The organism is Priestia sp. TSO9 (genome assembly GCF_021029645.1).
GTDB lineage: Bacteria > Bacillota > Bacilli > Bacillales > Bacillaceae_H > Priestia > Priestia megaterium_E.
The window spans coordinates 917,769-943,662 of the sequence record NZ_JAJEKD010000013.1 but is presented as its reverse complement, the minus strand read 5'-3'; the positions used below and the strand labels follow the sequence as shown (position 1 = coordinate 943,662).

25 protein-coding genes and 2 riboswitches are annotated in these 25,894 nt (G+C 37.9%); of the genes, 20 read left to right on the top strand and 5 right to left on the bottom strand.

Translation table 11 applies throughout. The features are described from left to right. Positions 1–24: 24 nt before the first annotated feature. Positions 25–636 (bottom strand): hypothetical protein, encoded by a 612-nt coding sequence (locus LJC66_RS12975; RefSeq protein WP_230932701.1) that lies wholly within the window; start codon positions 634–636, stop codon positions 25–27. Between the two features lie 172 nt (positions 637–808). On the opposite strand from LJC66_RS12975, the gene tlp reads away from it, so the two are divergent. The 3 genes from tlp (at position 809) to LJC66_RS12960 (ending at position 3,092) form a co-directional block, all read left to right on the top strand. Then, positions 809–1,051 carry a small acid-soluble spore protein Tlp gene (gene tlp, locus LJC66_RS12970; RefSeq protein ID WP_014459887.1) on the top strand — a complete coding sequence of 81 codons (243 nt, stop codon included), beginning with the start codon at positions 809–811 and terminating at the stop codon, positions 1,049–1,051. A 112-nt stretch (positions 1,052–1,163) separates the two neighbouring features. Beyond that, positions 1,164–2,591 (top strand): phospholipase D family protein, encoded by a 1,428-nt coding sequence (locus tag LJC66_RS12965; RefSeq protein WP_230932700.1) that lies wholly within the window; start codon positions 1,164–1,166, stop codon positions 2,589–2,591. Positions 2,592–2,669: 78 nt separating this feature from the next. Further along, positions 2,670–3,092, top strand: coding sequence for an acyl-CoA thioesterase (locus LJC66_RS12960; RefSeq protein ID WP_195696906.1), 423 nt, complete (start codon positions 2,670–2,672; stop codon positions 3,090–3,092). 40 nt (positions 3,093–3,132) lie between these two features. On the opposite strand, the gene LJC66_RS12955 is transcribed toward LJC66_RS12960, so the two are convergent. Beyond that, the gene (locus LJC66_RS12955; protein ID WP_013057245.1) at positions 3,133–3,423 is read right to left on the bottom strand and encodes a HesB/YadR/YfhF family protein; all 291 of its coding nucleotides are present in this window, start codon (positions 3,421–3,423) and stop codon (positions 3,133–3,135) included. A 374-nt stretch (positions 3,424–3,797) separates the two neighbouring features. Then, positions 3,798–4,391, bottom strand: coding sequence for a glycerol-3-phosphate 1-O-acyltransferase PlsY (gene plsY, locus LJC66_RS12950; RefSeq protein ID WP_230932699.1), 594 nt, complete (start codon positions 4,389–4,391; stop codon positions 3,798–3,800). A gap of 205 nt (positions 4,392–4,596) precedes the next feature. Here plsY and LJC66_RS12945 point away from each other — a divergent pair, with 205 nt between their 5' ends. The 4 genes from LJC66_RS12945 to LJC66_RS12930 all read left to right on the top strand — a co-directional run bounded on the left by LJC66_RS12945 (position 4,597) and on the right by LJC66_RS12930 (position 10,777). Continuing rightward, positions 4,597–5,010 carry a CoA-binding protein gene (locus LJC66_RS12945; RefSeq protein ID WP_050689736.1) on the top strand — a complete coding sequence of 138 codons (414 nt, stop codon included), beginning with the start codon at positions 4,597–4,599 and terminating at the stop codon, positions 5,008–5,010. 333 nt (positions 5,011–5,343) lie between these two features. Next, positions 5,344–7,320 (top strand): DNA topoisomerase IV subunit B, encoded by a 1,977-nt coding sequence (parE, locus tag LJC66_RS12940; RefSeq protein ID WP_028408350.1) that lies wholly within the window; start codon positions 5,344–5,346, stop codon positions 7,318–7,320. Beyond that, positions 7,317–9,743 (top strand): DNA topoisomerase IV subunit A, encoded by a 2,427-nt coding sequence (gene parC / locus LJC66_RS12935; RefSeq protein WP_230932698.1) that lies wholly within the window; start codon positions 7,317–7,319, stop codon positions 9,741–9,743. Before parE ends, parC begins: the two co-directional genes overlap by 4 nt. Before the next feature lie 212 nt (positions 9,744–9,955). Beyond that, positions 9,956–10,777 (top strand): alpha/beta fold hydrolase, encoded by an 822-nt coding sequence (locus tag LJC66_RS12930; protein ID WP_230932697.1) that lies wholly within the window; start codon positions 9,956–9,958, stop codon positions 10,775–10,777. Here LJC66_RS12930 and LJC66_RS12925 read toward each other — a convergent pair. Further along, entirely contained in the window at positions 10,763–11,404 is a 642-nt protein-coding gene (locus LJC66_RS12925; protein ID WP_028408353.1) for a LysE family transporter, read from the bottom strand. The two genes, LJC66_RS12930 and LJC66_RS12925, sit on opposite strands and share 15 nt — an antisense overlap. Positions 11,405–11,556: 152 nt before the next feature. On the opposite strand from LJC66_RS12925, the gene LJC66_RS12920 reads away from it, so the two are divergent. The 5 genes from LJC66_RS12920 to LJC66_RS12900 all read left to right on the top strand — a co-directional run bounded on the left by LJC66_RS12920 (position 11,557) and on the right by LJC66_RS12900 (position 14,270). Beyond that, positions 11,557–12,324 (top strand): YqcI/YcgG family protein, encoded by a 768-nt coding sequence (locus tag LJC66_RS12920; protein ID WP_028408354.1) that lies wholly within the window; start codon positions 11,557–11,559, stop codon positions 12,322–12,324. After that, positions 12,299–12,607 carry a cupin domain-containing protein gene (locus LJC66_RS12915; RefSeq protein WP_028408355.1) on the top strand — a complete coding sequence of 103 codons (309 nt, stop codon included), beginning with the start codon at positions 12,299–12,301 and terminating at the stop codon, positions 12,605–12,607. The genes LJC66_RS12920 and LJC66_RS12915 overlap by 26 nt, the downstream gene beginning before the upstream one ends. A gap of 21 nt (positions 12,608–12,628) precedes the next feature. Then, a complete protein-coding gene (locus LJC66_RS12910; RefSeq protein ID WP_034276016.1) occupies positions 12,629–13,216 on the top strand; it encodes a cysteine hydrolase family protein in 588 nt (195 codons plus the stop codon). Between the two features lie 90 nt (positions 13,217–13,306). Further along, the gene (locus LJC66_RS12905) at positions 13,307–13,798 is read left to right on the top strand and encodes a GNAT family N-acetyltransferase (RefSeq protein ID WP_050689738.1); all 492 of its coding nucleotides are present in this window, start codon (positions 13,307–13,309) and stop codon (positions 13,796–13,798) included. Between the two features lie 103 nt (positions 13,799–13,901). Further along, positions 13,902–14,270, top strand: coding sequence for a hypothetical protein (locus LJC66_RS12900; protein ID WP_230932696.1), 369 nt, complete (start codon positions 13,902–13,904; stop codon positions 14,268–14,270). 35 nt (positions 14,271–14,305) lie between these two features. On the opposite strand, the gene LJC66_RS12895 is transcribed toward LJC66_RS12900, so the two are convergent. Next, on the bottom strand, positions 14,306–15,745 hold the full coding sequence (locus LJC66_RS12895; RefSeq protein WP_050689739.1) for an amino acid permease: 1,440 nt from the start codon (positions 15,743–15,745) through the stop codon (positions 14,306–14,308). Positions 15,746–15,847: 102 nt separating this feature from the next. Continuing rightward, positions 15,848–16,032, bottom strand: a riboswitch (Lysine riboswitch). Between the two features lie 174 nt (positions 16,033–16,206). Beyond that, positions 16,207–16,307, top strand: a riboswitch (TPP riboswitch). Between the two features lie 32 nt (positions 16,308–16,339). On the opposite strand from LJC66_RS12895, the gene thiT reads away from it, so the two are divergent. From thiT to LJC66_RS12855, 8 genes are all read left to right on the top strand, one after another. Continuing rightward, positions 16,340–16,948 carry an energy-coupled thiamine transporter ThiT gene (thiT, locus tag LJC66_RS12890; protein ID WP_050689751.1) on the top strand — a complete coding sequence of 203 codons (609 nt, stop codon included), beginning with the start codon at positions 16,340–16,342 and terminating at the stop codon, positions 16,946–16,948. A gap of 156 nt (positions 16,949–17,104) precedes the next feature. Then, the gene (locus tag LJC66_RS12885; protein WP_230932695.1) at positions 17,105–18,520 is read left to right on the top strand and encodes an ethanolamine ammonia-lyase reactivating factor EutA; all 1,416 of its coding nucleotides are present in this window, start codon (positions 17,105–17,107) and stop codon (positions 18,518–18,520) included. 26 nt (positions 18,521–18,546) lie between these two features. Continuing rightward, on the top strand, positions 18,547–19,917 hold the full coding sequence (locus tag LJC66_RS12880) for an ethanolamine ammonia-lyase subunit EutB (protein ID WP_230932694.1): 1,371 nt from the start codon (positions 18,547–18,549) through the stop codon (positions 19,915–19,917). Positions 19,918–19,931: 14 nt separating this feature from the next. Beyond that, a complete protein-coding gene (eutC, locus tag LJC66_RS12875; RefSeq protein ID WP_050689742.1) occupies positions 19,932–20,645 on the top strand; it encodes an ethanolamine ammonia-lyase subunit EutC in 714 nt (237 codons plus the stop codon). Positions 20,646–20,666: 21 nt separating this feature from the next. Then, positions 20,667–22,016: an ethanolamine permease gene (gene eat, locus LJC66_RS12870; protein WP_028408364.1), complete on the top strand. Its 1,350-nt coding sequence runs from the start codon at positions 20,667–20,669 to the stop codon at positions 22,014–22,016. Positions 22,017–22,154: 138 nt separating this feature from the next. Then, on the top strand, positions 22,155–23,087 hold the full coding sequence (locus LJC66_RS12865) for a TcaA NTF2-like domain-containing protein (protein WP_195696916.1): 933 nt from the start codon (positions 22,155–22,157) through the stop codon (positions 23,085–23,087). A 47-nt stretch (positions 23,088–23,134) separates the two neighbouring features. After that, the gene (locus LJC66_RS12860) at positions 23,135–24,307 is read left to right on the top strand and encodes a TcaA NTF2-like domain-containing protein (RefSeq protein ID WP_230932693.1); all 1,173 of its coding nucleotides are present in this window, start codon (positions 23,135–23,137) and stop codon (positions 24,305–24,307) included. 414 nt (positions 24,308–24,721) lie between these two features. Beyond that, positions 24,722–25,804, top strand: a complete 1,083-nt coding sequence (locus tag LJC66_RS12855; protein ID WP_195696918.1) for a tyrosine-type recombinase/integrase — start codon at positions 24,722–24,724, stop codon at positions 25,802–25,804. Positions 25,805–25,894 lie beyond the last annotated feature (90 nt).

Genomic DNA, 25,894 nt, shown 5'->3' with positions numbered 1-25,894 from the left:
GTCGCTGAATTCAGCGACTTTTTATTATTTGAATTCTACTGTGAATAAATAAACGTAAGGATTGCTCGAAATAAGCTCTTTAACAACTTCTCCATCGTCGGTTGAAAGCGGAGCAACTCGTATGCCACTGCCATCGTCACCAAATAAAGCAGCAACTGGATATGTTTTATTCATTTTTACCGTTTGTTTTTTCTCTAATCCAGTAAAGGAATAGCCGTTCATTTTTTTTTGCTTTTCCGCTTCTATTCCTAGGTTTGTATCGTTGCTGCCTACATTAAACATAACTTTATGAGTATCATCATCGATTTTATATGTAATAGCAAACATGTCAAATTCTTTTGAAACAGTCAATCCTCCTGAAAATAAAGGCTCTTTTGCTTTTCCCTTTTCGTAATAAGTAGCTTTTACATAAGCTTCTTTTGCGTGATTAGGAGCTTTCACATCGTATGCAATGATATTGCTTTTGTAGTCTAGGTTTGTCACAGCTAACATTTTTTCTTCATATTTTGAGTAATGATGAGGCTTCATAAAGGCACTTGCTGTCAACTTTGATGCCAATGAGGTTTGCGACATAAAAAATACGGCAAGCACTGCAATAAAAATGACGCTTAGTAATATTATCATTCGTTTGGTCATAGCGATTCCCCCTTTGTATGTATATATTACCATATTATGTATGTTTTATATATACATTTTAACTTAATTATAATTATATTATGTAAACTAAAATCATTTTTTTCCACTTATAGAGATGAACAAATCCGGCATACTACAATTGTAACAAAGTTATTTTGAGGAGGAAGATACAATGGCATGGAATAAATCGAATCCAGACGATCGCAGTGATAACGTTGAAAAATTACAAACAATGGTCCAAAATACAATGAAAAACATTGAAGAAGCAGAAGAAGCAGCTGCATGCAGCACTGAAGAAGAACGTCAGCGCATTCAGCAAAAAAATCACAATCGTGAAGTAAGTATCGAAGCAATGCGCAGCGAAATAAAAGATGAGTCAGAAGCTCGTCAAAATGGTTACGAAGGTACGATTTAATAAATAAAACAACGACAATAAGCAGCTAAAAATAAACGGTTTTAGCTGCTTTCTTTCTATATTTTTTTAGTAAGGTCAATACTAATACAAACTAGCGAAGAGGCTTATGTAGGTGAAAAAGCACGTAAAAAAGAAAGTAGTAAGGATTTTGGTCAATTTACTTGTTGTCTTGATTATTGTGGGCTCTTATCACACGCATAAGCCCTTGCCTAAAGGAGTTTCATACGAAAGTAAGCCCCACAAAGTAGAAGATGTATTTCTTTTATCAGACCTAACGTATCAAGACCAGCAGACGTCTGTTTCTGAACAACATATTTTTCAAGCAGTTACAAATGCGATTGATGACGCAAAAGCTTTTATTATTATGGATATGTTTCTATTTAACGGCTACTATAACCAAGGCGAAACGTTTCCTCACCTTAGTGATACGCTTGCAAGTAAGCTGATTGAAAAGAAACGAAAACATCCTACTATCGAAATCGTCTTTATTACAGATGAAATCAATACAACCTACGGCTCACATGATTCAAAGTGGTTAGATTCACTGCGGCTAAACGGAATCAAAGTGGTGCAAACCAATTTATCTAAGCTCAGAGACTCCATTCCACTGTATTCTTCAGTGTGGAGAACGTTTGTTCAGTGGTTTGGTGAAAAAGGAATCGGATGGATCACCAATCCTTTTGGAAATAATGCGCCTAAGACGACGGCTCGTGCTTATTTTAAGTTATTAAATGTAAAAGCGAATCATAGAAAAGTAGTAGCAACGGATCAAAGCGTTATTATCTCCTCTGCCAATCCTCATGATGCAAGTTTTTATAATTCTAACATGGCCTTTGAAGTAAAAGGGAATATCATTAGAGATGTGGTGAAAAGTGAACAAGCGGTGTCAGATTTTTCTTATGGAGGAAAGTTACCTCGGTATAAGAAGAAAGAAAAAGAAAAGGGAGACCTCTATGTTCAGCTGTTAACAGAAGGCAAAATCTATAAGCACATATTACATGATTTACGTCATGCTAAAAAAGGCGACGATGTATGGCTCGGCATGTTTTATCTTGGAGATCGAGACGTAATAAAGGCGCTTTTGAAAGCTTCTAAACAAGGCGCAAACGTACGATTAATTTTAGATCCTAATGAAAATGCGTTTGGAAGAAAGAAGTTCGGACTGCCTAACCGTCCAGTCGCAGCAGAACTTGTGAAAAAATCTAAAGGAAATATTAAAGTTCGCTGGTATCATACGGGAAAAGAGCAGTATCATCCTAAAACTTTATTTATTCGGAACAAAAGAAAGGCAACGATTATTGCAGGGGCAGCAAATTTCACAAAAAGAAATTTGGCTGACTTGAACTTAGAAACGGATATTAAAGTATCAGGCCCTTCTAACAAAAAGGTTATGACCGAACTAAACGCTTATTTTGACCGCTTATGGACAAATAAAGAATACACATATACACTTCCTTATAAAAGGTATGAAAATAAGATGACGCGGCTGGAAATGCTGATATATCGCATTCAAAATGCGCTTAGTCTTACAACATATTGAGTAATAACCAAACTAGTAGGAGTATATTCTCCTTATATGGTAAGATAAAACAGGAACAGTGCAAGAGGAGGTAAAATCATGCTAGTATCGAAGAAAGAAATCGAAGTGCGCTATGCAGAAACTGATCAGATGGGCGTTGTGTATCATGCTAACTATTTAGTATGGATGGAAATAGGTCGAACGCAGTTTATTAGTGATTTAGGTTTTAGCTATGCACAAATGGAAAGAGACGGTGTGCTGTCGCCAGTTATTGATATACAGGCTTCATATAAAAAGCCGCTTCATTATGGCGAGACAGCTGTAGTACATACTTGGGTTGAGAGCTATGACGGGCTACGCGTTGTGTACGGCTACGAAATTTTTAATTCAAATGAAGAACTTGCGTTAACAGGAACATCGTCACACGTATGTGTGAAAAAAGAAAACTTTAAGCCTATTTCAATTCGCCGTAATTATCCGGAATGGCATAAAGCCTATGAAAATGCCAAAAAGCAGGGTTAAGCGTAAGAAAAAAAGCATCGATAAATCGATGCTTTTTTTCTTACGCTTCGTAATGAAAGTCAGGTTCTTTTGTTTCTTCGTTATAATTTACGGTCAAATCATGACCATCAAAGTACCAAAGGTCTTCATCTTCTACGAAGAATGTTAAACCGTCAACTTTTGTTTCAACGCCAACGTTTTTAGGAGAATCTGTGTTTACACCTAAAGAAAAACCTTTTTGAACGTTACTGCATCCGCCGTAGCGAACAAAAAAGCGAATTGTTTCGTTTCCTTCTAGCATCATTTCGTCTTTGTACCACGTAGCAGCTGCTTCTGTTACTGTTAATTTCATTAATTATGCTCCTTCCAATACTGCGGATACATTTATTATAGTAGAAAGGTAGATAAATTACCAATATATACGAATCCAGCTAGGAAGGAATGAGATAAAATAAAACGATTTAATATAGAGGTGAAGGCTTCATTTCTATATTAAATCGTTTCATTCTTTCATTTGAAATCATATTGTTTTCCAATGGTCTCCCAGCAGTGAACGCAGTAGCGGCTTCCTTCTAGCTGTGAATCCATTTTCTTATTTCGTTTGCAAATGGGGCATTTTTTCTTCACATCATTCACCTCCTTATTTTAGTATCAGTATAACTAATAAATAAGAAATATATTCGCTTACAAGGTGGTTATAAAAAAAGAAATAAGAGGAAGATCCTCTTATTTCTTTTTACCTGACAAAAATGTGACTTTCGGTTCTGTTTTGTTAAGAATTCGGGTAATGTTTGCGCGGTGTCTGTAAATGACAAAGGCTACAATTAAACCAATAATCATAATAAGCATGTAGTCTTGCTTAAATAGCGTGTAGATAAAGGTTAATACCCCGGTAACCATTGATGACAGTGATACATACTTCGTTATGTATAAGCAGATAAAAAAACATAATAGTACGAAAGCAAATAAAAGAGGTTCATAACATAAAATCACTCCGGCGGACGTGGCAACAGCTTTCCCGCCTTTAAATTTCGCGAAAACAGGAAAAATATGACCAATGACAGCAAATAAACCAATGAAGAGAATGCTTTGATTCGTATCAAATAAAAGCGGTAAAGAAGCTGCTAGGGTTCCTTTTAGAATGTCTCCCAGCGTAACAATAATTCCGGCTTTTACACCCAATGTACGAAAGGAGTTGGTGCCGCCTAAATTGCCGCTTCCATGCTCTCGTATATCGATGCCGTATCCTAGTTTTCCAACAACTAGTCCAAAAGGAATAGAGCCCAAGATATAGGCAAGAATAGGTAATAAATAATTCATGTTTGAAAGCTCCTTTATTTCTATATCGTTTCTATTTTACCATGAGATACTTAAAAAAACATAGCTAGTTTTGGGTGAGAGACAATTATTTTAAAAAAAGAAGACGTTTACAAAAATAGAGAAAACGGGTACTATATGCAGGAAATCAACTGTAAATCACGAATGTTGTTCAGTACATATTATATAGCTAAGAGAGGTAATAGACATGTCCATTAAAATTCCTTCCCGCCAAGAGCTTGGTAAAATATTAAAGAGAAGCAAGCGCATTGCTGTAGTAGGTTTATCAGATAACCCTCATCGAACGTCTTATATGGTTTCAGAAGCCATGCAGCAGCAAGGCTACGAGATTATTCCAGTGAACCCGACAATTAACTCAGCGCTCGGCGTAAAAGCCGTATCTTCATTAAAAGAAATTGAAGGGCATATTGATATCGTTAATGTATTTCGTCGCTCTGAGCATTTGCTTGAAGTTGCAGAAGAGTTTTTAGAAGTAGACGCAGACGTATTTTGGGCACAATCTGGTTTAATTAATGAAGAAGCATATGACCTGCTCGCTAAAAAAGGGTATACTGTAGTTATGGATCGTTGTATAAAAGTTGAGCATGCTTTAACAAAGTAAGATCTATAAGCAGAACAACCAACCCATGCACACTGCTTGCATGGGTTTCACCATGCGTTGAAATAGTAAGAGCGTTTCCGCTACAATAGACGTTAGACAGCTAGCTTTATAATGCTTATAATCCATGAATACACAAGATATTGCTTTTATAATACGGAAATTTGTGCTAAAATCTTGTAAGTACGCAAAAATAGAAACATACGTTCTGTTTATGCGAACACTATAAAATTAAAAGATAGGATACATGATCATTTATTCTTAGACACGAAGCGCAAACGTTTGTGTTTCATACATAATGTAGTAATGTTCGTTGTAATGAAAGGGGTAGTATGAATGGCTCGGAAACAACAATTTAATTATAATGAAGATGCAATTCAAGTACTAGAAGGATTAGATGCCGTTCGTAAACGTCCTGGTATGTATATTGGAAGTACGGATACACGAGGTCTGCATCATTTAGTATATGAAATCGTCGACAACTCTGTCGATGAAGCTCTAGCAGGCTACGGAGAAGAAATTATTGTAACCATTCACAAAGATAATTCAATTTCTGTACAAGATAAAGGTCGAGGTATGCCAACGGGCATGCATAAACTAGGAAAACCAACGCCTGAAGTTATTTTAACCATCTTGCATGCAGGAGGTAAATTCGGACAGGGTGGATATAAAACAAGCGGAGGCTTACATGGAGTAGGTGCATCTGTTGTAAATGCGCTGTCTGAATGGTTGACTGTAACCATTCATAGAGATGGATTTATTTATGAACAGCGTTTTGAAAATGGAGGAAAGCCGGTTACGACGCTAGAAAAAATAGGGAAAACGAAAAAAACAGGAACAACGATTCATTTCAAACCGGATGCTACGATCTTTTCAACAACTGTGTATAATTATGACACGCTTTGTGAACGGCTCCGCGAATCGGCTTTTCTGTTAAAAGGATTCAAAATAGAGTTAATCGATAAAAGACATGATCGTCACGATACCTTTCATTATGAAACAGGTATTCAAGCCTTCGTTTCATATTTAAATGAAGAAAAAGATTCACTTCATCCAGTCGTCTTTTTTGAAGGGATTCACCATAATATTGAAGTTGAATTTGCCTTTCAATTTAATGATGGTTATTCTGAAACCATTTTATCATTCGTTAATAATGTTCGTACCAAGGATGGTGGAACGCATGAGTCCGGTGCAAAAAGCGCTATGACGCGTGCATTTAATGAATACGCCCGTAAAGTAAGCCTGCTAAAAGAAAAAGACAAAAACTTAGAAGGAACGGATATACGAGAAGGCTTAGGAGCCATCGTTTCTGTAAGGATACCTGAAGAGTTGCTTCAGTTTGAAGGACAAACAAAAGGAAAGTTAGGTACAAGCGAAGCTCGTTCGTCTGTAGATGCAGTTATTTCTGAAAAACTTGCCTATTTCTTAGAAGAAAACCCGGACGTAAGCTCTCTTCTTGTAAAAAAAGCAATCAAAGCTGCTCAAGCGCGTGAAGCAGCACGAAAGGCGAGAGAAGACGCAAGAAACGGGAAGAAACGAAAGCGTCAAGAAACCGTTCTAAGCGGAAAGTTAACGCCTGCGCAATCAAGAAATCCTCAGCGAAACGAACTGTACTTAGTCGAAGGGGATTCCGCCGGAGGTTCAGCAAAACAAGGAAGGGATCGCCGCTTTCAAGCTGTGCTGCCACTGCGAGGGAAGGTTATCAATACCGAAAAAGCCAAGCTTCAAGATATTTTTAAAAACGAAGAAATTAGTACGATCATCCACGCGATAGGCGGAGGAGTAGGAGCAGATTTTGCAATTGATGATATTAACTACGATAAAATAGTCATCATGACCGATGCGGATACGGATGGCGCTCATATTCAAGTGCTTCTGCTAACGTTTTTCTACCGCTATATGAAACCGCTTGTGGAAGCAGGAAAAGTATTTATTGCTCTTCCACCGCTTTATAAAGTAAGTAAAGGGTCAGGTAAAAAAGAAGTGGTTGAATATTCATGGAGTGACGAAGAATTGCAAGGTGCTATCGATAAGGTAGGAAGAGGGTATATGATTCAACGCTATAAAGGTCTCGGTGAAATGAACGCAGATCAGCTGTGGGAAACAACAATGAACCCAGAGACGCGTACGCTGATTCGTGTCCGTATTGATGATGCTGCTCGCGCTGATCGTCGTGTGACCACTTTGATGGGCGATAAAGTAGAACCTCGCAGAAAATGGATTGAAAGCAACGTAGCGTTTGGATTAGAAGAAGATCCAAATATTTTAGATAATGAAAATGTATTAACGGTCGCAGAGGAGGACGTACAATGACACAAACAGAACGCTTTTTAGATTTACCTCTTGAGGATGTACTAGGCGACCGTTTTGGTCGATACAGTAAATATATTATTCAAGAGCGTGCACTGCCGGATGCAAGAGACGGGTTAAAACCCGTTCAGCGCCGTATTTTATATGCAATGCACGTAGATGGAAATACAGCAGAAAAAGGCTTTCGCAAGTCAGCCAAAACTGTAGGGAACGTAATTGGTAACTATCACCCTCATGGTGATTCATCTGTATATGAGGCCATGGTTCGAATGAGTCAAGAATGGAAAGTTAGAAATGTATTAATCGAAATGCATGGAAACAACGGAAGTATTGATGGAGATCCCCCAGCAGCAATGCGTTATACAGAAGCTCGCCTTTCATCGATTGCTGCAGAACTTCTACGAGATATTGACAAACAAACGGTTGAGTTTGTGTCTAACTTCGATGATACAAGCAGCGAACCAACTGTGTTACCGGCTATGTTTCCTAACTTGCTAGTAAATGGATCCACGGGTATTTCAGCTGGTTATGCTACAGAACTTCCTCCTCATCATTTAGGTGAAGTAATTGACGCAACGATCATGCGAATTGATAAACCAACGTGTACAATTGAAGAGTTGATGACGGCTATTCAAGGTCCTGATTTTCCTACGGGAGGAATCATTCAAGGGGTAGACGGGATTAAGAAAGCCTACGAGACAGGTAAAGGAAAAATTATTATTCGCGGAAAAACGGAAGTGGAGTCCATTCGCGGCGGAAAACAGCAAATTGTTATTACGGAAATTCCGTTTGAAGTAAACAAAGCCAACCTTGTTAAGAAAATGGATGAGCTTCGTTTAGATAAAAAAGTGGAAGGCATTGCTGAAGTTCGCGATGAAACGGATCGTACCGGTCTGCGCATCGTAGTAGAATTAAAAAAAGATGCAAATGCTCAAGGAGTACTTCACTATCTCTATAAAAATACGGATCTGCAAGTACCTTATAATTTTAACATGGTTGCTATTGCTAAAAAGCGACCAAAGCTTATGAGTTTGGCTAATATTCTTGATGCTTATATTGATCATCAAAGAGAAGTGGTAACAAATCGTTCTAAATATGAACTGCAAAAAGCACGTGAACGTGAACATATTGTAGCGGGATTGATTAAGGCCCTGTCGATTTTAGATGAAGTTATTGCGACGATTAGAGCTTCTAAAGATAAGCGCGACGCTAAAAATAATTTAATTGCCAAATATGAATTTACAGAACCTCAAGCAGAGGCGATTGTATCGCTTCAATTATACCGTTTGACAAACACGGATATCACAGCTCTACAAGCGGAAGCCGAAGAGCTAGGTGCTAAAATTAACGAGTTAGAAGAAATCTTACATAGCGAGAAAAAACTTTTTAATGTAATCAAAAAAGAATTACGCCGTGTAAAGAAGCAATATAGTACAGAACGCCGCTCAAAAATTGAAGCGGAAATCGAAGAAATTAAGATTAATCTAGAAGTGATGGTTCCATCTGAAGAAGTGATGGTGACAGTCACAAAAGACGGATACGTAAAACGAACAAGCCTTCGTTCTTACGCCGCGTCTAACGGGCAAGACTTCGGTATGAAAGATACGGACCGAATTTTAGCGAAGTATGAAATTAATACAACCGAAACGCTACTCATCTTCACAAACAAAGGGAATTATTTATATATGCCAGTGCACGAACTTCCTGATATCAGGTGGAAAGACATGGGGCAGCATATCATGAACATTGTTCCAATTGATAAAGAAGAGCAAATTGTACGGGCGATACCGGTGAAAGAATTTAAAGAAAATCAGTATCTGCTTTTCTTTACGAAAAATGGTATGGTCAAAAAATCAGAATTACTTCAATATAAAGCACAGCGCTACTCCAAAGCTCTTGTCGCCGTTAATTTAAAAGGCGATGATGAAGTAATCGATGTATATCAAACGGATGGTAAAAAACAAGTGTTTATTGCCACTCGTTCTGGCTACGGACTGCGTTTCCGGGAAGAAGAAATCAATATTGTAGGAACTCGCGCTTCTGGTGTGAAAGGAATTAACTTAAAAGACGATGATTATGTTGTAAGCGGCGTTATCTTCGATGAAGATGAAGCTCTATCAACTGAATTATTTATCGCCACGCAGCGAGGAGCTGTGAAAAAGACAAAAATTACTGAGTTTGAAGAATCAGCACGAGCAAAACGAGGGCTAGTGATGGTCCGAGAACTAAAAGCTAATCCGCATCAAATTGCAAAAGTAAAAGCAATCTCTAAAGAACATTACATGATAGTGGAATCATCTAAAGGTCAAATCGAGCAGGTTGATCCGTCTACAATGCGAGCTAGTGACCGATACAGCAACGGTTCATTCGTATTGGACCAAAGCGAAGCTGGCAATTTAGTTGATGTGTGGCTGGAAGAAAAATAACAAAAAAAGCAGTAAAGTTTTTAAAGCTTTACTGCTTTTTTTACTTTATATTTTTAAATTAAACTATGTTCTAAATAAACAATATAAAAGAATTACTCTACTCCTCATCCCAAATAAACATTATACACATCCTACACAGGCCTATAAGAAACTTTTGAATGTTCCAATTGTCCTAAACATATATATATAAGAACAACTAGGAGGTGTTATACATGAACTATTTTATTCACGTAACTCCTAAGACTAAACTTTTTGTTCGGGATATCGGAAAAGGGGAACCCGTTCTTTTCCTTCACGGGTGGCCTGTTAACGCTAAAATGTACGAATACCAATTTACAACATTGCCGGCCCGAGGTATTCGATGTATCGCTCCTGATCTTCGAGGATTCGGAAAATCAGATGCGCCTTTCACCGGCTATTCTTATAATCAATTAGCGGATGATGTTCGCATGTTAGTAGAAAGATTGGAGCTTAAAAATTATACGCTCGTAGGCTTTTCTATGGGGGGAGCCATTGCCATTCGATATATGAGCAGACATTTAGGATATGGCGTGAAGAAGTTAATTTTATTAGGAGCAGCGGCTCCTAGTTTTATTCAAAAAACTGATTTTCCATATGGACTTCCTTCTGAAGAAGTAAATACAATTATTCAAAATACGTATAGAGATCGTCCTAACATGCTTGAAGAGTTTGGGAAAAAGTTTTTTAATCAGCCAACCAGTTCAGCTTTTAGAGGGTGGTTTCAAGATTTAGGTTTAGAGGCATCCGGTCATGGAACGATTAAAACTGCGGTGTCTTTACGAGACGAAGACTTACGGGAAGATTTAAGTCAAATTTTCGCCGAGACATATATATTACACGGAAAAAAAGATCAAATTTGTCCATTTGATCTTGCAAAAGTTATGAATCGTCATATTTCATTTTCTACACTTCTTCCATTTGAAAATAGTGGACACGGCCTTTTTTATGATGAACGTGAGAAAGTAAATGACACTCTTATTGAACTCATTGCTAAAAGCTCAGCCTATAAGTAAGGATATACACTTAAAACCGAACTGGCAGCCAAATAAAAAAAGTAAAAACCCGGCACCTAACGTAATGAAACGAAGAAGCTTAGGTGTGATAAATTTTCTTGTGAAATGAATGCTGCAGGCAATATTTAAATTCCAAAGAAGGATGCCAAAGATAATAAAGAAACTGTGAAAAAAGACAGATAGCCACGTTTGACTGTGGAGGCTTTCGCTTAAGCTTGACCCAAATACACCAAACCAAAACACAATATTTAAAGGGTTCATAAGAGCAATGAAGAAGCCTGAAAAAAACGATTTATCTCCTTTAATAGAGGGTTTATTTACATCGACTGAAAAGGAACGAGAGACAGCTTGTTTCATACTTTGAAAGCCAACAAATGTGAGCATGACAAAACCAGTTGCATACAGGGAAACAGTAACAGCCTGCATCTGAACAAAAGGCGTTAACCCTATTAAAATGAGGAGCATAAATAAAATGTCGGCCGTCATGCCTCCTAAACCAACTAGCCAAGAAGCCCAAAAACCTTTTGTCAGCCCTTTTTTAATCATCTCTATATTAATTGGACCTACCGGTGCTGCGAGACTAATACCTAGAATTATTTGTTTTATAGCAATCAAAAACCATTCCACAAACACAGCCTCCTTTCTAACTTGTCCAATAGTAGCTTATATATATATAGATTAGAGTTTTATAATTTAGAAGCGACATTTAGTTAAAAATGCTCATAAACTTTCTTTTCTTTAATACACATGTAACGTTGAGTTCCATAAGGAGGGTTTTAATGGCATCAAAAATACTTTTTCGAGCCAATGAGATTTTAGAGTCAACGCATGTCCCGTTTTGGGGAAAAGATGCTTTTCAATATTTCCAAAGCGATATATTATCAGAAGAAAATCCATTTCCTTGTATATTAGGGGTAGAAGGCTTTAAAAAAGATTTACTGCGGTTTTCATTTGTGACTACTCCTTATAACTACCAAGATATTAGGAATGCAGCGTCGGCACTTAGAGAATACATAGATACTTTTAAAACCATAGGTCGCTATACATCCTTTGTGTTATTCTTTAAGCCTGAACATAAAGAACGCTCAATGGAAGAGTACGAAACGATGTTTTGGGATACGCTGACGTTTCTTCATCAAATTGATCAAAAGAAATGGCCGCAAGACATTCCAAAAGATCCAAAAGATCCATTGTGGGAATTTTGCTTTCACGGAGAACCTACTTTTGTCGTCTGTAATACGCCTGCTCATTCTTTACGTAAAAGCCGTAAGAGCAGAGGATTTATGATTACATTTCAGCCTCGATGGGTGTTTGAAGGAATGACAGGAGATTCAAAAATAGGGAAGCACGTACAAAAGGTCGTCCGTGATCGGTTGGAAACATATGATGACGTATCAGCTCATCCTGAATTAGGATGGTATGGACAGCAGGAAAACCGAGAGTGGAAGCAATATTTTTTGCGCGATGATAACAACTATACTACCGGACAGTGTCCGTTTAAATTAAAAAGGAGTGAGCAGCATGGACGTAAAAAAAGCCTCTATTAAAAAAGGAGTTGGCGGAAAGTTTGAAGAAGTAATTAAAGAACTGCTTCCGGCGTATACTGGATACGTTGAAGTACAGCACGATATTGCTTTTCAAACGCACCCATCTCATACCCATCCAACTGATGAAATTCTTCATATACTTGAAGGATCTATTTACTTTACAGTTGAACATGATACGGTTCTATGTCAGGCAGGAGATCGGATACATTTACCGAAACAAACGGTTCATTCGTCAAAAGCCGGATCTGATGGGTGCACATACGTTATTTCCATTTTAAAATAAAGATGAAAGAAGATGATGCTTATGTTACGTTCCCGGCCAGTGCTGCTGCTTATTGATGTACAAGAAGGATTTTATTCACCACAGTGGGGGGAAAGAAACAATCTAGATGCAGAAAAACATATGCTGACACTACTGCAAGCATGGAGGCGCCAAGATTATCCTGTCATTCACGTACAGCATGCATCAGAAAATCCAGATTCTCCTTTACACCCAAGTTCAAAGGGGTTTCAGTTCAAAGAAGGGTTTGGTCCACAAGAAGACGAATACTTAATTCGCAAACACGTGAACAGCTGCTTCATTGGAACAGAGCTAGACAGTTATTTAAAAGCAAATGGCTATGATACGCTTATCTTAATAGGACTAACTACTAATCACTGCGTCTCTACGACTGCCCGCATGGCTGGAAATCTAGGGTACAGGACGTACGTTGTAAACGATGCAACAGCTTGCTTTGATTGTATGTCCTACGATGGAAAAACAAGGCTTCCTGCAGAAGATGTACATACATTCGCACTGTCTTCTTTGCATGAGGAGTTTGCGACGGTCGTTTCTACAAAAGAGACACTTCAAGTTCTTCAAACCTTTCAATATGCTCAAAATCACAACTGATGTGCATGCGCACATCGGTTTTTTATGTAGATTATGTTTATTAAAAGAAGTAAAATAAAGATAATTCTATACTATAAGGAGTTTGTACATATGATCATTCGTTATGCTAAAGAAGAAGATTTACCTATGCTTGTTGAAATTTATAACCAGTCTGTTCAAACAAGTGCTGCTACTTTTGACTTAACGCCTGTAACGGTAGAGCAAAGAAGGAGCTGGTTTAATAATCATATTAGCAATGAACTTTTTCCGCTTATTGTCGCAGAAAAAGATGGGGTAGTAGCGGGCTATGCTTCGCTTTCTTCTTATCGAGATAAAGAGGCGTACATTCAAACGGTAGAGCTATCGATTTATATTGATAAAAACCAGCAGGGACATGGCATTGGAAAAAAGCTTATGAAGCGAATTTTGGAATTAGCTAAAGAACTCAACCATCACGTTGTCATTTCAGGGATTACAAAAGGGAATGATATCAGTATCAAAATGCATGAGCAATTTAATTTTACATTTTGCGGAGAATTTAAAGAAGTAGGCTGGAAATTCGATCAGTGGCAAGATGTTCTTTTTTATCAGCTTATTTTATAAGATGTATGACACCTTTACACATTGCAACGTTTTAGTTTCATGTGTAAAGGTTATTAAAATAATAAGTCGTTTTATTATTTTAATACGAAAGGTGTTAGCTATCATGAATACACATGTTCAATATCAGCATCTAAGAGCTATTCCAAAAAAATGGTCCAAAAAAGAACTGCATATCCAGCTGAATAGAATCAAACACAACTCTGAACTATCTACTATAGCAGCAGATCCGCTTTTTCATCTGTTAGAATGTACTCATTCGGGCCTTCAAACTAAACAAGAAATCATAGACTACATCCAAAGCATTCCAACTCATCAACTTCCATCTTTTGTAACCCATTTAAGCAGGTTAATTCAGCATATTTATTATATAGAAGCTGCTGATTACTGTAGTCGCCCCCTCAAAGGTTATATGCTTGTTATGAAAAATCAGCCCGCCTATATATCTCTTCATTTTGCTGATCAGGTCACATAAAAAAGCTCTCTATTCAAAAGAATAGAGAGCTTTTTTTATTCGTATTTTTTTACTGTTACTTGGCATTCTTTTAACGGAATAAGTTTTGACTTTTTCGTCCATTTGTATCCTAACCAAACAATTAAGAATAAAGGAAGTCCGATATAAGAAACAAGTACACCGTACCAGTCAATCGAATCACCCGTAAACGCCGAATAGTTTTGACCTAAAATGACAACAGCACATAAAATAAAGGCAAAGATAGGACCAAACGGGAAAAGTTTTGCATGATATGGAAGTTCACTCAAATCATGACCTTGGGCAACAAATGCTCTTCTAAAACGATAGTGGCTGATGGCAATTCCTAACCAAGCAATAAAACCAGACATACCAGAAGCGTTAAGTAACCACGTGTATACCGCACCGTCTCCAAAAAATGAAGCACCAAATGCAAGTGTACCGACAAGTGCCGTTGCGATTAAAGCATTAACCGGAACGCCTCGTTTATTTACTTTTGCTAAGAACCTCGGTGCTTTTCCATCTTTCGCTAAGTTCCACAGCATACGCGTAGAAGCATACATACCTGAGTTACCAGCAGATAAAACGGCTGTTAAAATAACGGCATTGATAGCTGATGCTGCAAACGCCAGACCTGCTCGTTCGAATATTAAAGTAAATGGACTTACCCGCACATCATCACTTGCTAATGAATCCGCTGTGTATGGAATAAGCATCCCGATAACAAAAATAGCTAAAATATAAAATAACAAGATGCGCCAGAAGACTTGTTTAACTGCACGAGGAACCGTTTTTTCCGGATCTTCACTTTCTCCAGCTGCGACTCCAAGCAACTCTGTTCCTTGGAATGAAAAACCAGCAGCCATAAAAATACCTAAGACAGTAAAGAATCCACCGTGAATGGGTCCATCACCAAGCGTGAAGTTTTTAAAACCTGGTGCTTCATTGTTAAAGATACCAAAAATCATCATAATACCAATAACTAAAAAGATGATAACCGTTACTACTTTAATTAACGAAAACCAAAATTCAGATTCACCAAATCCTTTTACAGAAAGGTAGTTAAGCCCAAACATAATTAATAAAAACAGGGCACTCCATAAAATAGAAGAAGAGTTTGGGAACCAAAATTTCATAATAAGGGCTCCAGCAGATAATTCAGCTGCAATCGTAATAGCCCAGTTATACCAATAGTTCCAGCCGAGAGCGAAACCAAAGGATGGATCTACAAACCGAGACGCATACGTACTAAACGAACCGGCTTCAGGCATATAAGCTGCGAGCTCCGCTAGGCTGGTCATCAAAAAGTAAACCATGACACCAATGATAGCGTAAGCTAAAAGCGCTCCCCCAGGTCCTGCTGTGTGAATTGCTCCACCACTTGCTAGGAATAAGCCGGTTCCGATGGCTCCTCCTAATGAAATCATCGTTAAGTGGCGAGATTTCAACCCACGTTTTAATTCTTGCTGCTCTTGCATAGATAAATACTCCTTTCGAATGTACGGAAAGAGACGGGATAACATAAAAAAAGCCCGCAGTATATGTGCGCGCTTTTAAATCTGAAAACCGCGTCAACCTTCCGTGAAGATAGCTCTTCACATCACTCGCATGATGTGACAGTTCTGTTCCTGTTCGGAGACAGCCCCAGCTTAAATCAACCGAGAAGTGATCTAAACTTCGGCAATTTTTCCTTTCAAGCAACATCCTCAATGTTCTCTGCATTTCCGTTGCTTTACTATTAAAAACTGCGACCTCTACCTCATCGATTAGGATGAGGGTTTTTTATATTCATTTGACATAAAAGAAGTATACCAAATACTAAAACGATTGTCATTATAAAAAATAGATTCAGAAAATAGAAACATCTTTGAAATCTCTCGAATCTATTTTGTTACATATGATATAATGAATGTTGTCATAATACTACATAAATATCCGAACGTACCACAGGGGGAGCCGCCGTGCTGAGAGTGAACAAATTGTTCAGACCCTTCGAACCTGTTAGTTAACGCTAGCGTAGGAATGTGGGAATAGTAGCATATATTTGCTTACTCCTGTGTAAACCGTTTGATATGAATGATTCAAAAACAGGAGTGAGAAACGTGAATAAAGCATTACCTTTACAGGCTAAAATTGAAATAGCTATTTTTGCAGCATTAGCACTTCTACTTGATCTTTTGCCTTCCATTAAGATTGCAACGGCTGTGAGTATTTCGTTCTCCATGGTGCCCATTTTTATTATGTGCTTTCGCTGGGGAGTAAAAGGCGGGGCTCTATCTGGTCTATTATGGGGGCTTTTACAGTTGGCAACAGGAACGGCTTATATTTTAACAGCGCTGCAAACGTTTATTGAATATATTGTGGCTTTTGCTTTTATAGGTTTTGGAGGTATTTTTTCGCAATCTATTAAAACAAATTTAGCTAACAATAACAGATCAAAAGCTTTTGTTTTGATTGTTTTATCCCTTATTATCGGCAGCTTCGCACGGTATTTCTGGCACTTTATTGCGGGTATTATTTTCTGGGGATCATATGCGCCAAAGGGCATGTCCGCTCTATGGTATTCTTTTTCAATGAACGGGATTTCAATGGTAGGATCACTAATAGCCTGCTTAATCATTCTTTCACTATTAATTCCATCGGCATCAAGAATGATTATAACTAAATCACACTCATCATAAGCAAAAAGACTAAATCTACCAAGATTTAGTCTTTTTTGTCATTTGTCACCTTTGTTTACACAAAAGTGTGTCAGGTTTGATAACATAGTTAGTGAAATATTCAAAAAACTGTTTTATGATAATCACCATATTCAAACGAGATAAGGGATTGATAGCATGCTACAGAAATGGATCACGAGCATAGGTTTAGATATTGGAACAAGCACAACGAAACTGATTGTAAGCAAGCTGTTAATAGCAAATCAACAAAATCAGTTTACGCTGCCAGGCTGTCAAATTATTGATCGTCGCGTAACCTATGCAAGTTCTATCTATACCACCCCTATGCTAAACGATGTTGAAATCGATGTTCAAAGATTAACGGTACTACTAGAACAAGAGTATAAGAATGCAGGAATCTCCTTAGATCAAGTGGAAGCAGGTGCTGTTATCATCACAGGAGAAACGGCCAGAAAGCAAAATGCAGAAAGTATCGTTCACTATCTAGCCGAACATGCTGGGGATTTTGTTGTTGCAACAGCTGGCGCTGACCTGGAAGGAATATTAGCAGCAAAAGGATCAGGAGCAATCGAACATTCTGCTGAAACAAATGCAGTAATTGCCAATATTGATGTAGGAGGAGGAACTGCTAACATCGCTTTATGTCAAAATGGAAAAGTTATAGAAACGTTTACACTGCATGTGGGGGGAAGATTAATTCGTCTGAATTCAGACGGTTTTGTCACCTACGTTTCGTCTCATTTAACTGAATTTTTGAAAAATAATTCTTTAACACTGCGAGAAGGTGAAAAAGCAACATTTGAAAAGCTCTCGTCTATCTGTCAATTACTAGCTGAAGAAACCGTGAATTATGTAAATGCGCTGAATCAAAATTCCTCGCTTCTCGTTTCTCCTCATACAAGATTTTCTATCCCCGAAATGATCATGGTTTCAGGAGGAGTAGGAGCAATGATGGAGAAGCAAAAGCCAAAAACAGTGAAAGAAGTGGCCATACATGGAGACGTTGGTCCGCTTCTAGCATATCATTTTCAATCCATCCAAGTTTCTCAAGCCGCTGAGACAACGCGCGCTACTGTAATTGGGGCTGGTATGCAAAATACAGAAGTTAGCGGATCAACTGTATACATTGGGTCTAAGCGGCTGCCGTTAAAAAATATCCCGATTGTAGAGATACCTGTTCAGCAAGAAGAGAAATGGAATCCGCTGATGTTTCAAGAAAGAGCTCGAGCGGCATGTATGCAGGCTTCAACTATTTTCAGCGCAGAAGATCCCCCCGCTGCTATTGCTTTATCTCATTTTCCTTACTGCAGCTATAAGATGCTTCAAGAATTAGCAAAAGTAATAAGCGCTGAATTTATTGCTTGTTTTAAAGGAGCTAAGTGCCTCGTTGTTCTATGCGAGCAAGATATTGCAAAAGCTTTAGGACAAGCATTAGCTAAACAGAGGAAAGAGTTAGAAATTATTTGTTTAGATCAAATTGATTTTACACACGGAGATTACATTGATCTAGGGTTACCAGTAGCTGGAGAAGCGATCTTCGTTTCCGTTAAAACGCTCGCTTTTTCATCATAATCTACTAAATATAGAAGGAGGAAACGATGTTTAAAACTACACGATTGTTAGGAGAAACATTTTCATTTTATAGCTTAAAAGAAATCATGGCCAAAGCAAACGAAGAGCGTTCTGGAGATCAACTCGCAGGAGTTAGCGCTGAGTCAATGAAAGAACGAATGGCAGCAAAGCAAGTTCTAGCTGATATCACACTTGCTGATATCAGAAACTACCCGCTGCTCAGCGCAGATGAAGACAACGTCTCGGCATTAATCGAAAGTCAGATTGATTCATCTGTTTACGACATTATTAAAAATTGGACAGTAGGGGATTTAAGAGAATACATTTTATCCGATCAGCATAGCGGAGAAGACCTTCTTGCACTTAGCAAAGGATTAAGCAGCGAAATGATTGCGGCGGCTACTAAAATTATGTCCAATTTAGATTTAATTCAAGGAGCTGACAAGATAGAAGTGCAAACTACTTGTCAAACGACTATCGGCCAAAAAGGAGTATTGGCTTCTCGAGCCCAGCCTAATCATCCTTCAGATAACTTAAAGGGAATGAGAGCATCTCTATACGAAGCGTTAAGCTATGGAATTGGAGATGCGGTTATCGGAATTAACCCTGTTATTGACACAACGGATAATATCTACGCGCTTTTGAATGAAACAAAAAATATAATCAATGAATGGGCAATCCCGACTCAAAACTGTGTGTTGTCACATGTGACGAGTCAGATGAGAGCAATTGAAAAAGGAGCATCTGCTGACTTGATTTTTCAAAGTTTGGCAGGCACAGAAGCCGGTAATGATTCATTTGGAATTTCACTGTCTATGCTTGATGAAGCGACAGCGTTAATTCATGAAAAAGGGACGGCAAAAGGTCCGAACCGCTGGTATTTTGAAACAGGACAAGGTTCTGAACTGTCATCAGAAGCTCACTATAATATTGATCAAGTAACGCTCGAAGCTAGATGCTACGGCTTAGCTCGTCACTATAAGCCTTTCTTAGTTAATACGGTTGTTGGATTTATTGGACCTGAATATTTATATAACAGCAAACAAGTTCTACGAGCTGGGTTAGAAGATCATTTTATGGGCAAGATGCACGGCCTGCCTATGGGAGTAGACGTATGTTACACCAACCACATGGATGCTGATCAAAATGATATGGATAATTTAAGTATGCTTCTGGGAACAGCTGGAGTGAACTTTGTCATAGGAGTGCCCATGGCTGATGACTGCATGCTAAACTATCAGTCTCTTAGTTATCATGACATCGCAACGGTGCGTAATGTGTTAGGCCGCACCCCAACGCCGTTATTTCAAAAGTGGCTTGAAGAACAGCGTATTGTGGCCAACGGGCGCTTTACATCAAGAGCTGGAGATCCAACTATTTTTATGAATTTGATTTAAGGAAGGTGCTTACTATGATACCAAAGTCAAATCGAGATCCACTAGAAACACTTAAACAATTTACCCCTGCCCGCATAGGTGTCGGACGTACAGGAACAAGGCCGCTAACAAAAGACGTTTTATCTTTTCGCACGGATCATGCTGCAGCCGTCGACTCTGTATATGGAGTAGTTTCAGAAGATATTTTAGCCGAGTTTAACCTTTTCTCTGTGAATACACGCGTGAAGTCAAAAGAACATTATTTAAAACGGCCGGATCAAGGAAGGTTATTAGCAGATAACGCTAAGAAAGAAATTTTTAAAAACTGCGTGCACCGGCCTGATATACAAGTAGTAGTCTCGGATGGGCTGAGCGCCAAGGCAATTGAAGAAAATATAAGTGACGTCTATCCAGCTTTAATTGACTCCCTGCAGTCATATGGACTTCATATCGGGACTTCATTTTTTGTAAAAGGGGGAAGAGTTGCGTGTATGGATGAAATAGGCGAGATCATAAAGCCAAAAGCACTTGTGCTATTGATTGGGGAGCGACCTGGACTGGTCAGTGCTGAATCAATGAGTGCTTACATGTGCTATGAACCTAGCAAAGGCAAAAAAGAGTCTGATCGTATGGTCATTTCTAATATTCATAAAAGAGGGACGCCTCCTATTGAGGCAGCCGCACATATCGGTACTATGATTGACAAAATGATTAAGCAGCAAACAAGCGGTGTACATCTTATTGTCTAAACATCAAAAGGAGGAGAACGTATGGCGTTACAAAAACAATTAAAACCTATTCATTTATGGGCTATTTCAGTTGGTATGGTTATTTCAGGACAATACTTTGGGTGGAATTACGGGTTTGAACAAGGCGGGATTATCGGACTTGCAATTGCAACCTTAATTGTAACTGTGTTTTACACCACGTTTATGTTCAGTTATGCAGAGCTTTCAACATCTATCCCGCAAGCAGGTGGACCTTCAGCTTATGCAAGAAGAGCACTTGGACCTTTTGGGGGATATATCGCAGGAATTGCCTGCTTGCTTGAATTTATTTTTGCTCCTCCTGCTATTGCGGTCTCAACAGGAGCATACCTACACTTCCTTATTCCAGCCGTTAACCCTGTATACGCAACGGTAGGAGCTTTTATCTTCTTTGTTTTATTAAATTTAATCGGGGTAAAAGAAGTAGCAGTGATTGAGCTTACAGCTACCATTGTTGCACTAATTGGTTTATCTATTTTTTATGTAGCTGGTTTGCCTCATGTACAAACATCGAATATTTTTAATGATCATTCATTTATTAATGGGCCAACAGGGGTACTAGCAGCGATTCCGTTCGCTGTTTGGTTTTATCTGGCAATAGAAGGAGGAGCAATGGCAGCGGAAGAAGTGGAAAATCCTAAGAAAAACATTCCTAAAGGATTTATTGGAGCGATTATTACTCTAGCAACCGCAACGTTGTTTACACTATTTGTAACAGCAGGACTTGGCGGAGGAAGCGGGAAGCTAGCCGATTATCCACTTCCACAGGCGCTGTCTTCTGTATACGGAAACGGCATTTCAACCGTTGTTGCTATTATCGGGCTATTTGGCTTGATTGCTAGCTTAAATGGAATCATCATGGGATTTTCAAGACAAACCTATGCGCTTGCACGAGATGGTTACTTTCCTAAATTTCTCGCTAAAACGAATAAAAAAGGAGTTCCTGTCGGCGGTTTGTTGATTCCGGGAGCAATCGGCGTGATTTGTGCAGGATCTGCAACGTTTGCCAATGCACTTATTATCTTATCCGTGTTCGGAGCAATGATGATGTACTGCATCAGTTTAGTTTCTCTTTTTATTTTACGCAAAAAAGAACCTAACCTGTCCCGTCCTTTTAAAGTAAACTACCCGGTCGTGCCAAGCATTGCCTTAGTATTAGGGATTCTGTGCTTGTACAGCATCATAAAATACAGTGTTCTTACAACAAATTTAATGCTGTTTGGCGTTTCTCTACCTTTAATTTATGTGATTCTTGGAATTTTCCTTCTTTCAATTATTTACTATGTCTTTTATGGCTCTAGACAGCTCAAAAAAGAAGCAGCCAATTCATATCAAGAAGCATCCATTAAATAGGAGGAAAAACGGCTCGCTGTAAAGGCAAGTCGTTTTTCTTGTGAAATTAAAGGGTTGAGCGTTTTTTTGTAGAATGATATACTAGGTCTGTTTGTTGGAAGAATATACATACATTTATTAGATAAAGAAGGGGCAATTATGATGAACAAACGTAATACAATCATTATCACGGTTGTTTCATCTATTCTGTTATCAGCCTGTCAGCAAGAAGAAACATTAAAAGACGGAAATACAATGATAGTAGAAAAAGATGCAAAAAAAGTACTAAACGAACCAAAAACACAGGTAGAAAGCATTCAATCGATTGATTTAAATAAAGAAGCAATGAGCGGGAAATTTATTACAGCCTGGATGACTGATTACTTTTCAGCGTTTGGAAAAGCAGTGGATCAAAACTCTTTTGATGATTTAAAAGCTTTTTTGAAAGCGGGCAGTTCTTTTTATAAAGAGCAAAACCTTCTTGTTGAAAATTTCACACGCCAAGGCATCGAGCAGAAGAAGCAAACGTTTCATATTGTTAATTGGTATGAAGAACCTAACCATGTGTTCAAAATACAAACCCACGAAGAAAGCTTATTAAAACAGCCGGGTAAAGATCCTTATACTAAAATTTGTGACCGCCTTTATACAGCCGTTTATCAAAACGATACGTTAAAGTTATCGAGTGTAGAACCATTTGACTTTTCATCTAAACCAAATGCAAGCACTGAAACTCCCACTACACAAACAACAGATTTACACGACTACGATGGAAAATGGACCACTGGCAATGATAACGGATCTCCTATCATTCAATTTCTTGCTACATCAAACTCGGAAGCAACGATTAAAATAAATTCGTACCAGCCACCTAGCAAAATCCGCGTGTCAACCGTTGAACAAAAAAATATTCGCTTTGAAAATAACCAAGCCGCCATTGAATATGAAAATGATGGACAAGGAAATAAAGGAACAATTGTCATTACGCTCAAAGAAAATTCCATTTCATTACTTGCTAAAACAGATCAAAATAAAAAGGCAAAGTGGGGAATTCCAAGCGGTGATTACGTGCTCGATACGTTTGAGAATTAAAGATCATTTTAAAAACAGACTAAATTCGGCATTGAGGAGGACACCTTATGCATAAAAAATGGACGATTGCATTCGTTCTACTGCTGCTAATGGTTTTAACAGCCTGTGAAGAAAAAGAAACAGTTAAGTTATCCAAACCAACCGAACCTTCCTCAGATGAAGTGATCCCAAAAGATCAAGCTAAGTCATCTATCAAGCCTGACCTTGTATCAGAAAAAAAAGCAGAAAAAACTGCGGTTGAGACGATGAACAAAATTTCAAGTACTTATAAAGAATTAGGCGAAGAGTACGAATGGGAAAATGAATCTAACCCTGCTGATTATGAAACGCTAAAAAAAGCGTTAACGCCATATGCAACTTCATCTTTAATTGCAACAAAGCTAAAAAGTATTTCTACTAATTATTACTGCAAAGAATGCAATATGAGCTTTTTTCCTGATGTAACTCATCTGATTCGATTTGAACTTATTAACAATCATGCTGGGCAATTTTCAGTCTCGGCTATTGAGCCAATTAGTAAAGAAGGAAGCGGCGGACTGACCATTTACATGAATTTTAAATACGTTAATAAGCACTGGAAGTTAAACGAATGGGATGAAGTTACCTATCATCAAAAATACCTCAACATTACGGCCGATGAATATATCGAATACGTAAAGTCAATTAATCCTTCTAGTGATATTTCATACCAAGGTAAAACGACCCGTACAAATGAAAAAGGGGAAAAGGAAGAAATCTTGGTTTTCAAGGAGAACAACACAAAGTATGCCATCAGCAAAAACAGCTCTCAGCGAATCGACAATTTTAAAGAAGATGAAAAAGAAAAAGATTTTAATTTAAAAAACATCCAAAAAGTTGATCAAGAAACAGCGGATATTTTTATTGAACATTACTTAAGAGATTTAACAAAGTCCATTAACACAAATAAATTTGAATACGTACAGCCTTATATCGAACAGGACAGTGTTTTATGGAATGATCAAAAGCAGCTTGTGAAGATGCTGTATGAAAGAGATATTCGAGAAGAACTCGTTGATTATTCGGTATTAGATGTTGAACTCTCAAGTGAAGAAGAAAGTGAATCGGTCTATGCAATCCGAACAAAAGAAGTTATTTCTATTACAACGAACGGACAAAGTCAAGAAAAAGAGTATTACCGAACCTATACCGTTTCTTATAATAACAAACAGCTCCACCTGACTAAAATTGAATCACTTTAGCAAACATCACGCTCTGCGTGATGTTTTTGTGTATACACAATTTGCGGACTTCTTACGAAGATAAATTTTAGCGTTCCAGCATAAAAAAGCATACTTTACTTTTGAAAGCGTAAAAAGCATATCCTTAGAAAGAAGCTTTTTTTAAAAAAACACTTTATCATACTAACGCAAGATAACTCTTCCTTATCAAGCGTTCGTATGATAAAGTAGATAAATAAGCAGAAAACAGAATTTATTTTACATATAATGGATTTTTTTATTAAAATCTTTAAAAAACCGGCTTTTTAAATTGAGTTTTGAAAGGTTTTTAAAAATTTTTAATGGTATTTGTTGTGGATTAATAAAAGTTCGTTATACTCCATTTTGAATCATTTAAAAGACATGTATTTATTTTTAATCATTAGGAGGGATAAAGTGGAAGAATTTGAATTGTCGCCTGTTAAAAATTCGTTTCGCCAGCTAAAAGAGCAGTGGGAAGAAGCAGAACTGTTAGATGAAGATAACAACTTGAATTTAAAGCACGTTTCAGATGAAGAATTTATTCAGCTCTTTTTTTCAATGCGTATTATCAAAAAATCACTTTCTCCTCATACAATCAGATCTTACAATCAAGACATGAAAACGATTCTGTCTTTTTTCTACGAACGAGAGATTACATTAAAATCGATTGGATTTATGGAAGTCAAATTATTTAATGAAGAAATGATGAATCAATATGCCAATCGCACCGCTGCAAGAAAGCTAGAATTTTTTAGAAGAATGCTAGAGTTTGGACACGCTACTCATTTTTATCCTTCGCTGTATACGACGTGGATTGAAAAACCATCTATTGCTAAGGGACATTACAGCGACAAGGAAAAACAAAACCGCACCGAGTACCGAGAGCTAACCGACCGCGAAGCCCAGGTGATTGTAAATGCGTTAGAATCAGTCGTGCGCATTCGTCAGCATGAAAAGGAATTTAAAGTGCGCAATCGCTTAATGGGAATGCTTTTGTATATGAGCGGAATGCGTTCAAGTGAACTGCTGAGTTTAAATTGGGGAAGCTTCCGCGAAGACCGCCGAGGAAATCTGGTTGTAGATGTGATTGGTAAAGGAAAAAAAGAACGAACGATTCCCGTGTTTGATGATGTGAAAGAAACGCTTTTCGCTTACCGGCAAATGTTAAATGAAAGCACTGAACTAAGTCCTTTTGACACCGAACCCCTTTTTTATTCCATTAAAGAGTACTATCGTACCGGGGAAAAGAAGCGACTGTCCTATACAACGTTGTATCGAACGATTAAATCAGCTGTTTATAAAGTAAAAGGAAACGAATCTATTTCTCCTCATTGGTTTCGTCATACCTTTATTACAAATAGTTTAGCTAATGACGTTCCGCTTGCGGTTGTGAAACAAGTAGTAGGGCATTCTTCTATTGCTACAACGAACATTTATCTTGAAAAACTTCAAGAAGATACGGTATACGACGCGTTTCGAAAATCGGGTTATCGCTAATTACTTATAATATTTTTATGTAAACTAAAAAACATATATTTTCATTTTTACTGCTTATGCGTATGAAATAAGTTGTATAAATGAATAAGT